Here is a 7,879-nt window from a genome sequence, read left to right on the forward strand (position 1 = left end):
CTCACGGGCGGGCCTCATTGCGGCCGGCCGCCTGACGCAGACGGGAGAGCGGCACAGGGTCGCTTTCATATTCGATGGTTTTGACAATCTGTGCGCCCTCTTTGTCGAGAAAGGCGATGCGAAATTGCAGCGCCCCACCGGCCTGCGGCGCCACTTCCGCCGCGATCAGCGCATTGAGGCGGTCCACACTATGGGCCGAGGGCGCGATGATCAGGCGCTCGGAGAGCGACACCATGTACAGCGCCTCGTTCCACCGCGGGTTCCACACCATGCGGCGCAACTGGCGCACAAACGGGATGCGGGCAGGGCGTGGGCGGGCCTCTTGCCACGGTCCCCACTGCGTCCCACACGGCGTCCCCTGCCCCAATCGGTACTCGACACGCGGCGAGGCCTCGACCGTTTTGAAGAAGCGCCACGAGGGTATCAACGCGGGCAACAGGAGAGAGATCAATCGAAGCAAATGCGCGGTCCGCCGTTGAATGGGTCATGCGTGGGTCGTGCGTAGATCGGTGGGGCAAAAGAATGCCGAATGATTGCGAGACTAGGTGATTGTGCTTAAGACATTCTTGTCACGCGGCGGCGACCTTTGGTTGTCCACGCATCATTCCGAGGGAAATCCCATGTCCGATATCGAAAGCCTCTTCGTCACCCGCCTGTACAAAGCCCGCCTCAACGAGGTCGGCGCGAACATCAGCGAGGAGGAGCTGTTCGACAGCTGCTATTCCATCGCGGAGGACGACGAGGCGGGTCAACAGTGGTGCGAGGAAAACAACTATCCCGGCTATACCTCCTATGCCTCGCTCACCGACCTGCCGTGGCGCTTTCCGGTGTTCAAGGACATGGTGGAGGCGCTCGACAAACACGTCGCGGCCTTTGCGCAGGATTTGCAGTTCAACCTCGATGATCGCAAACTCGTCCTCGAAGATCTGTGGATCAACATCCTGCCCGAGGGGGCCTACCATTCCGCCCATATCCATCCGCATTCGGTTATTTCGGGGACAACCTATGTGGCGATGCCCGAAGGCGCATCGGCGCTCCGCCTCGAAGATCCGCGCCACTCGCGCATGATGGCCGCCCCGCCCCGTCTCAAAGACGCACGGCGCGAGATGCAGAACTTCATCTACCTGAAACCAGAGGTCGGTGACCTGATGCTCTGGGAAAGCTGGCTGCGCCACGAGGTGGTGATGAACGCAAGCGAGTTCGATCGGGTATCGGTGAGTTTCAATTATCGGTGGGGTGAGTAACGGTTCGCGCCCCTGGGCGCGGCAAACGCTCTGGGAGGGCGTTTGAGTTACGAACGGGCGGAGCCCTGAGTGGCTATCGCTCCGGGGGAGCGATTGCGATGATCCCGGGCGGAGCCCTTGGACGTCATCGACGTATGGGGAAAATTGAACGAGGGCCTGAATTTTGGAACGGCGTTATATCCAAACGTGGGGTCATTTGCTCCATGCTCGACGATCAATTCCATCTCCATTCGTCCGACCTCAACCTTGTCAGAACTTTCGAATAGAATTTCGCGCCGAATGGTGACGTCGGCCAGTTGGTCTTTGGTGAAGTCACGTTCAACTCTCGCGTAATTCCACGTCCCGAAATAACGGATCGTATGGCCGTCTGTACCGACGTCTTTCCCGATGTAAATCTTCCCGTTTGGGAACGTGATTTTGTAGACAACATATTGAAACTTTTTACCCATGGGGCGAATGAAACAAGCCTTACTCAAACGGTCAACGAAAAACCCCCGCCGATTGCTCGGCGGGGGTTTCTTATTTGTAGACCTTGGTGCGCTCTCGTCGCTTTTGCTTGCAAAAGCAACTGCGCGCACGGCTGACCCTTCGCTTGCGCGAAGCGCAGCTTACCAGTCTTCGCGGACCACGGTGCGGGTTTTGATCGGAAGTTTCATTGCGGCGAGGCGAAGAGCTTCGCGCGCGATGTCGTCCGATACACCGTCGATTTCGAACATGACGCGGCCTGGTTTGACCTTACATGCCCAATAATCCACGGACCCTTTACCTTTACCCATACGAACCTCGGTGGGTTTCGATGTCACGGGCAGGTCCGGAAAGATGCGGATCCAAACACGGCCTTGACGCTTCATGTGACGCGTCATGGCACGACGTGCAGCTTCGATCTGGCGTGCGGTGACACGCTCAGGCTGCATGGCTTTGAGGCCATACGTCCCGAAGTTCAGATCAGAACCGCCTTTGGCCTCACCGTGGATACGGCCTTTGTGGGCTTTGCGGAATTTAGTACGCTTTGGCTGAAGCATGGCTCAGGTCTCCTTAGCGACGGCCGCGGTCGCCGCGAGGCGCCGGACCAGCTTGGGCTTCTTCAGCGCGACGGTCACGAGCCTGAGGGTCGTGTTCCATAATCTCGCCTTTGAAGATCCAGGTTTTAATACCAATGATGCCGTAAGCCGTTTTTGCTTCATACGGTGCATAGTCGATGTCTGCACGCAATGTGTGAAGCGGAACGCGACCTTCGCGGTACCATTCGGTACGCGCGATTTCAGCACCGCCGAGACGACCCGCAACGTTCACTTTGATGCCGAGGGCACCCATGCGCATTGCGTTTTGTACGGCGCGTTTCATGGCACGGCGGAAGGACACGCGACGCTCGAGCTGCTGTGCGATGCTCTCGGAAACGAGGGCAGCGTCCAACTCGGGCTTGCGCACTTCAACGATGTTGAGGTGCAGTTCGCTGTCTGTCATCGCGGCGATTTTCTTGCGCAGGGTTTCGATGTCTGCGCCTTTCTTGCCAATGATGACACCGGGGCGTGCGGTGTGGATCGTAACGCGGCACTTTTTGTGCGGACGCTCGATGATCACACGGCTGACGCCGGCTTGCTGGCATTCTTCCTTGACGAACGCACGGATTTTCAGGTCTTCAAGAAGAAGATCACCGTAGTCCTTGGTGTCGGCGTACCAGCGGCTGTCCCAGGTGCGGTTGACCTGGAGACGCATGCCAATCGGGTTGACCTTATGACCCATTAGTTTTGCTCCTCAACTTGACGCACCTTGATGGTGATTTCAGCGAACGGCTTCATGATCTTGCCGAAACGGCCACGAGCGCGCGGACGACCGCGTTTCATGGTCAGGTTCTTACCAACCCAAGCTTCGGCAACGATGAGTTCATCGACGTCGAGGTTGTGGTTGTTTTCGGCGTTAGCGATAGCGGACTGAAGGCATTTCTTCACGTCTGCTGCGATACGCTTGTTGGAGAAAGTCAGGTCCGTAAGGGCCTTGTCAACTTTCTTGCCACGGATCATCTGAGCCACGAGGTTCAGTTTCTGCGGGGAAACGCGAAGCATGCGGGTTTTCGCCATTGCTTCGTTGTCTGCCACGCGGCGGGGATTCTTATCCTTGCTCATGGCTTACTTCCGTTTCGCTTTTTTGTCTGCGGCGTGACCGTAGTAAGTCCGTGTGGGTGCATACTCACCGAACTTCTGACCGATCATGTCCTCAGAGACATTGACGGGAATGTGCTTGCGGCCGTTGTACACACCAAAGGTGAGACCAACAAACTGCGGCAGGATGGTTGAGCGGCGCGACCAGATCTTGATGACCTCGTTGCGGCCCGACTCGCGGGATTTTTCAGCCTTCTTGAGGACATAAGAGTCCACAAACGGGCCTTTCCATACAGAGCGTGCCATATTTTAGCGACCCTTCTTCTTAGCGTGACGCGAGCGGATAATAAGCTTGCTGGACGCTTTTTTCTTATTGCGCGTTTTTGCGCCTTTGGTCGGCTTACCCCATGGCGTCACCGGGTGACGACCACCAGACGTACGACCCTCACCACCACCGTGTGGGTGATCGACGGGGTTCATAACCACACCACGGACCGATGGACGCACGCCTTTGTGGCGGATACGACCGGCTTTACCGAAGTTCTGGTTGGAGTTGTCGGGGTTGGACACGGCACCAACGGTGGCCATGCATTCCTGACGGACCATACGCAGTTCGCCCGAAGAGAGGCGGATCTGGGCGTAGCCACCATCACGACCAACAAACTGGGCGTAGGTGCCGGCGGCACGTGCAATCTGGCCACCTTTGCCGGCTTTAAGCTCGACGTTGTGGACGATTGTACCGATGGGCAGACCGGAGAAGGGCATTGCGTTGCCCGGTTTCACGTCGGCTTTTGCAGATGCGATGACTTTATCGCCTACAGCCAGACGCTGCGGAGCAAGGATGTATGCCTGCTCGCCGTCTTCGTATTTCACAAGCGCGATGAACGCGGTGCGGTTCGGGTCATATTCGATACGCTCTACGGTAGCGGATACGTCAAACTTGTTGCGTTTGAAATCTACGATACGATAGAGACGTTTTGCCCCGCCGCCTCGGCGGCGTGATGTGATCCGTCCGGTATTGTTCCGACCGCCCGACTTCGTCAAACCCTCAGTAAGGGATTTGACGGGGCGACCTTTCCAAAGCTCCGAACGGTCGATCAGAACCAACCCACGTTGGCCAGGCGTCGTCGGCTTATACGACTTGAGTGCCATTCTTTCTGTCTTCCGTTTTGAGCAGACGATGCCAAATTGCGGCCCGCCTGATGTTTAGCCCCCCGAAGGTGGCCATATTATAGGCCCCCGAAGGTGCCCGAATTCACAATAGTAATGGGCCCCAGACGAATCTGAGGCCACGAACCATCCGCGCGATGTAGCAGGGGTGGGTTGGGGTGGCAAGGGGAAGTTGGCGTTTAGATGGGCGACAGCGCAAGCCACACACAGGATGGGCATGTGGCCCCTACCCTCACGGCGCGCACAGTTCACAAGCGGGCTGGCGCACAGTTGGCCAGCTTCGCTTTGATTTCGGGCGGAAATAGGTCTCTATTTCATTCCAATAGGCTGAAAGTGAATTTCAATGGAAGAAAAGATCATCAATCAACGCATCCGAATGATGAGCGCATTGGGAGACCTATCCCTTGCCCGTAGCGGAATGGTCTTCCTTGCGGAGGCGCATGAAGATGTACATTACGATTTCGAAGACTTACGGCGCTTCAGGTGCTTTGAACACGCCGCCATTATCTCGTATTGCCGCCCCTTCACAGCAAAGGGGAAGTTTCCCAAACTTGGGCTAAAACAGTGCGGTATCAATCTATCCGAAAAGGAAAACGAACTTCACCGTCGAGTTTTACGGATGCGGGACAAAATGGTTGCCCATAGTGATGAGGAATTTATGAACTTTACCTCAATGATACTTCCCATTGACGTATCCCAGAGCGACTTACGGGTACCCATAGTCAGACACGATGAGGGAATCTACTTTAGCAAGTACATGGATCAAATCGAATTTCGGGAGTTAATCACCACAATTGAATTTGGCGTATACCGCAAGCTGTTGGAAACGGCACACAAGGAACCCGAAAAACTGAATTTAGTGAAGCGCGGTTCGGCCCACTAAAAAGCCCCCCGTCTCGCGACGAGGGGCTTTTCAATTTTGTACGGGACTAAGGTTTGACCTTAGAGACCTGTCGAGACGTCGATAGAATTGCCGTCTTCGAGCGTCACGTAGGCTTTTTTAACGTCCTTACGTTTGCCGGCTGTGCCGCGAAAACGCTTGGTTTTACCTTTGGTGATCGCCGTGTTGACCGCTTTGACCTTCACACCGAAGAGCGTTTCAACAGCTTCTTTGATCTGGGGCTTGTTGGCGTCGATAGCGACTTCGAAAACAACAGCACCATGCTCGGAAGCCATTGTGGCTTTCTCGGTGATGATCGGCTTGCGGATCACGTCGTAGAGTTCTGCTTTGTTGGTCATTTCAAACGAGCCTCCAGAGCTTCGATACCGGAACGCGTGATGACAAGCGTGTCACGTTTCAGGATGTCATAAACGTTAGCGCCCATGGTTGGCAAAACGTCGATGCCGACGATGTTCGCAGCCGCAGCTTTGAAATTCGCGTCAACTTCGGCGCCGTCAATCACGAGAACGCGCTTCCAACCCTGTTCCTTGATCGCTTTGGCCAGCAATGCGGTTTTGGCGCCTGCGAGTTTCGCATCTTCCAGAACCACGAGATTGCCAGTTGCGGCTTTCGCGGAGAGCGCGTGCTTGAGACCGAGCTTACGGAATTTCTTCGTAAGATCGTGACCGTGCGAACGCGGTGTCGGGCCTTTGTAGATACCACCTTTACGGAAGATCGGCGCCTTGCGGGACCCGTGACGTGCGCCACCGGTGCCTTTTTGGCGATAGATCTTTTTGGTGGAATAGGACACTTCCGAGCGGGTCTTTACCTTGTGGGTGCCGGCCTGCGCGTTGTTGCGCTGCCAACGGACCACACGGTGCAGAATGTCGGCGCGTGGCTCAAGACCGAAGAGTGCTTCGTCGAGATCCAGAGTGCCGGCTTTGCCGCCGTCCAGTTTGATTACGTCAAGTTTCATGCTTCACCTCCTTCAACCGGAGCATCTGCGGCGGGAGCCTCAGTTACAGCGGCAGCGGCAGCAGATTTCAGACCGGCGGGAAGCGGCGCGTTCTCGGGGAACGGCTTTTTCACGGCGTCTTTAACGGTGACCCAGCCACCTTTGGAGCCGGGAACGGCGCCTTTGACCATGATCAGGCCACGGTCGGCGTCGGTACGGACAACCTGAAGGTTCTGCGTGGTGACACGAACGGCGCCCATGTGGCCCGCCATTTTCTTGCCTTTGAAAACTTTGCCCGGATCCTGACACTGACCGGTGGAGCCGTGCGAACGGTGGGAGATGGACACACCGTGGGTAGCGCGAAGGCCCCCAAAGTTGTGACGCTTCATCGCACCGGCAAAGCCTTTACCGATCGACGTGCCGGACACGTCGACAAACTGACCGTCAAAGTAGTGCTCGGCGGAGATCTCTTCGCCAACGGCGATGAGGTTTGCCTCGTCTACGCGGAATTCTGCAACCTTGCGCTTGGGCGCAACATTCGCAGCGGCAAAGTGGCCGCGCATAGCTTTGGAGGTCCGCTTTGCTTTAGCGGAACCTGCACCGAGCTGAACGGCAACGTAGCCGTCTTTCTCTGTGGTCCGCTGAGCAACAACCTGAAGGTTTTCGAGTTGGAGAACGGTCACAGGGATCTGTTTGCCGTCTTCCATGAAGAGACGGGTCATGCCCACCTTCTTCGCGATTACACCAGAGCGCAACATATCTGATTGCCCCCCTTAGACTTTGATTTCGACGTCAACGCCGGCAGCAAGATCGAGCTTCATCAGCGCGTCCACAGTCTGCGGTGTTGGGTCTACGATGTCGAGCAGACGCTTGTGCGTACGGATCTCGAACTGATCGCGGGATTTTTTGTCAACGTGAGGACCACGGAGAACCGTGAACTTCTCGATTTTGTTTGGAAGTGGGATCGGGCCACGAACCTGAGCGCCTGTGCGCTTGGCCGTATTGACGATTTCCTGTGTCGACGCATCGAGGACGCGGAAATCGAATGCCTTCAACCGAATACGGATGTTCTGGCTTTGCATTGCAATGCCTTTCGTAGGCTTATTGAGATTGAGAGGTCGAGGCGCTTCATTGCACCCCCACATCGAACCTTATGGAGTGAGAGCGAATCCCTCTCCGAGCGTGCGCCAAAGGGCGAACTAGCGCCCAATACAGGGGTGAACGCATCGTGGCAACATAAAACCTGCGTTAATACCGATTACATGGGAAAACCGGCCACGCGCCGGTGCAAACATGCCGCCATTCTAAAGCCGACAGCCCGCTACGCCGCAGACAAAAAGGGCGCTCTTGGGAGCGCCCTTTTCAATTCGATTGTCAGCAGAGCCGACTATTCGACGTACTCAATCACCTTCGACACACGCTTGGTGGTGCGTCTCGGGCTGATTGATTACTCAATCACCTTCGACACAACGCCGGAGCCAACAGTGCGGCCACCTTCGCGGATGGCGAAGCGCAGGCCTTCTTCCATGGC

Annotated in this window: 14 protein-coding genes; 2 read left to right on the forward strand and 12 right to left on the reverse strand. The window is 56.3% G+C overall.

Features of this window, described 5'->3' with window-relative positions; translation table 11 throughout:
• Position 1: 1 nt before the first annotated feature.
• The gene (locus ACN0Q0_RS11920; RefSeq protein WP_417243616.1) at positions 2–460 is read right to left on the reverse strand and encodes a hypothetical protein; all 459 of its coding nucleotides are present in this window, start codon (positions 458–460) and stop codon (positions 2–4) included.
• Between the two features lie 160 nt (positions 461–620).
• Between ACN0Q0_RS11920 and ACN0Q0_RS11925 the strand changes: the two genes are divergently transcribed.
• A complete protein-coding gene (locus ACN0Q0_RS11925; RefSeq protein WP_417243617.1) occupies positions 621–1,244 on the forward strand; it encodes a TIGR02466 family protein in 624 nt (207 codons plus the stop codon).
• A 47-nt stretch (positions 1,245–1,291) separates the two neighbouring features.
• Here ACN0Q0_RS11925 and ACN0Q0_RS11930 read toward each other — a convergent pair whose 3' ends face one another.
• The 6 genes from ACN0Q0_RS11930 to rplB all read right to left on the reverse strand — a co-directional run bounded on the left by ACN0Q0_RS11930 (position 1,292) and on the right by rplB (position 4,495).
• Positions 1,292–1,693, reverse strand: a complete 402-nt coding sequence (locus ACN0Q0_RS11930; RefSeq protein WP_417243618.1) for a GIY-YIG nuclease family protein — start codon at positions 1,691–1,693, stop codon at positions 1,292–1,294.
• Between the two features lie 159 nt (positions 1,694–1,852).
• Positions 1,853–2,266, reverse strand: coding sequence for a 50S ribosomal protein L16 (gene rplP / locus ACN0Q0_RS11935; protein WP_062217289.1), 414 nt, complete (start codon positions 2,264–2,266; stop codon positions 1,853–1,855).
• Positions 2,267–2,279: 13 nt separating this feature from the next.
• A complete protein-coding gene (rpsC, locus tag ACN0Q0_RS11940; protein ID WP_417243619.1) occupies positions 2,280–2,987 on the reverse strand; it encodes a 30S ribosomal protein S3 in 708 nt (235 codons plus the stop codon).
• On the reverse strand, positions 2,987–3,367 hold the full coding sequence (rplV, locus tag ACN0Q0_RS11945; RefSeq protein WP_417243620.1) for a 50S ribosomal protein L22: 381 nt from the start codon (positions 3,365–3,367) through the stop codon (positions 2,987–2,989). Before rplV ends, rpsC begins: the two co-directional genes overlap by 1 nt.
• A gap of 3 nt (positions 3,368–3,370) precedes the next feature.
• Positions 3,371–3,649, reverse strand: coding sequence for a 30S ribosomal protein S19 (rpsS, locus tag ACN0Q0_RS11950; RefSeq protein ID WP_417243621.1), 279 nt, complete (start codon positions 3,647–3,649; stop codon positions 3,371–3,373).
• Positions 3,650–3,652: 3 nt separating this feature from the next.
• Positions 3,653–4,495, reverse strand: a complete 843-nt coding sequence (gene rplB, locus ACN0Q0_RS11955; protein ID WP_417243622.1) for a 50S ribosomal protein L2 — start codon at positions 4,493–4,495, stop codon at positions 3,653–3,655.
• 361 nt (positions 4,496–4,856) lie between these two features.
• Here rplB and ACN0Q0_RS11960 point away from each other — a divergent pair, with 361 nt between their 5' ends.
• Entirely contained in the window at positions 4,857–5,396 is a 540-nt protein-coding gene (locus ACN0Q0_RS11960; RefSeq protein WP_417243623.1) for a hypothetical protein, read from the forward strand.
• A 59-nt stretch (positions 5,397–5,455) separates the two neighbouring features.
• On the opposite strand, the gene ACN0Q0_RS11965 is transcribed toward ACN0Q0_RS11960, so the two are convergent.
• The 5 genes from ACN0Q0_RS11965 to ACN0Q0_RS11985 form a co-directional block, all read right to left on the reverse strand.
• Positions 5,456–5,752, reverse strand: coding sequence for a 50S ribosomal protein L23 (locus tag ACN0Q0_RS11965; protein WP_062217309.1), 297 nt, complete (start codon positions 5,750–5,752; stop codon positions 5,456–5,458).
• Positions 5,749–6,369: a 50S ribosomal protein L4 gene (gene rplD / locus ACN0Q0_RS11970; protein ID WP_417243624.1), complete on the reverse strand. Its 621-nt coding sequence runs from the start codon at positions 6,367–6,369 to the stop codon at positions 5,749–5,751. Before rplD ends, ACN0Q0_RS11965 begins: the two co-directional genes overlap by 4 nt.
• Positions 6,366–7,106, reverse strand: a complete 741-nt coding sequence (gene rplC, locus ACN0Q0_RS11975; RefSeq protein ID WP_417243625.1) for a 50S ribosomal protein L3 — start codon at positions 7,104–7,106, stop codon at positions 6,366–6,368. The genes rplD and rplC overlap by 4 nt, the downstream gene beginning before the upstream one ends.
• Positions 7,107–7,121: 15 nt before the next feature.
• A complete protein-coding gene (gene rpsJ / locus ACN0Q0_RS11980; protein WP_085848206.1) occupies positions 7,122–7,430 on the reverse strand; it encodes a 30S ribosomal protein S10 in 309 nt (102 codons plus the stop codon).
• Positions 7,431–7,795: 365 nt separating this feature from the next.
• Positions 7,796–7,879 (reverse strand): hypothetical protein (locus ACN0Q0_RS11985; RefSeq protein WP_417243633.1); only part of this gene is annotated, 84 nt, incomplete at its 5' end.

The organism is Celeribacter sp., from assembly GCF_048259695.1.
Lineage (GTDB): Bacteria > Pseudomonadota > Alphaproteobacteria > Rhodobacterales > Rhodobacteraceae > Celeribacter.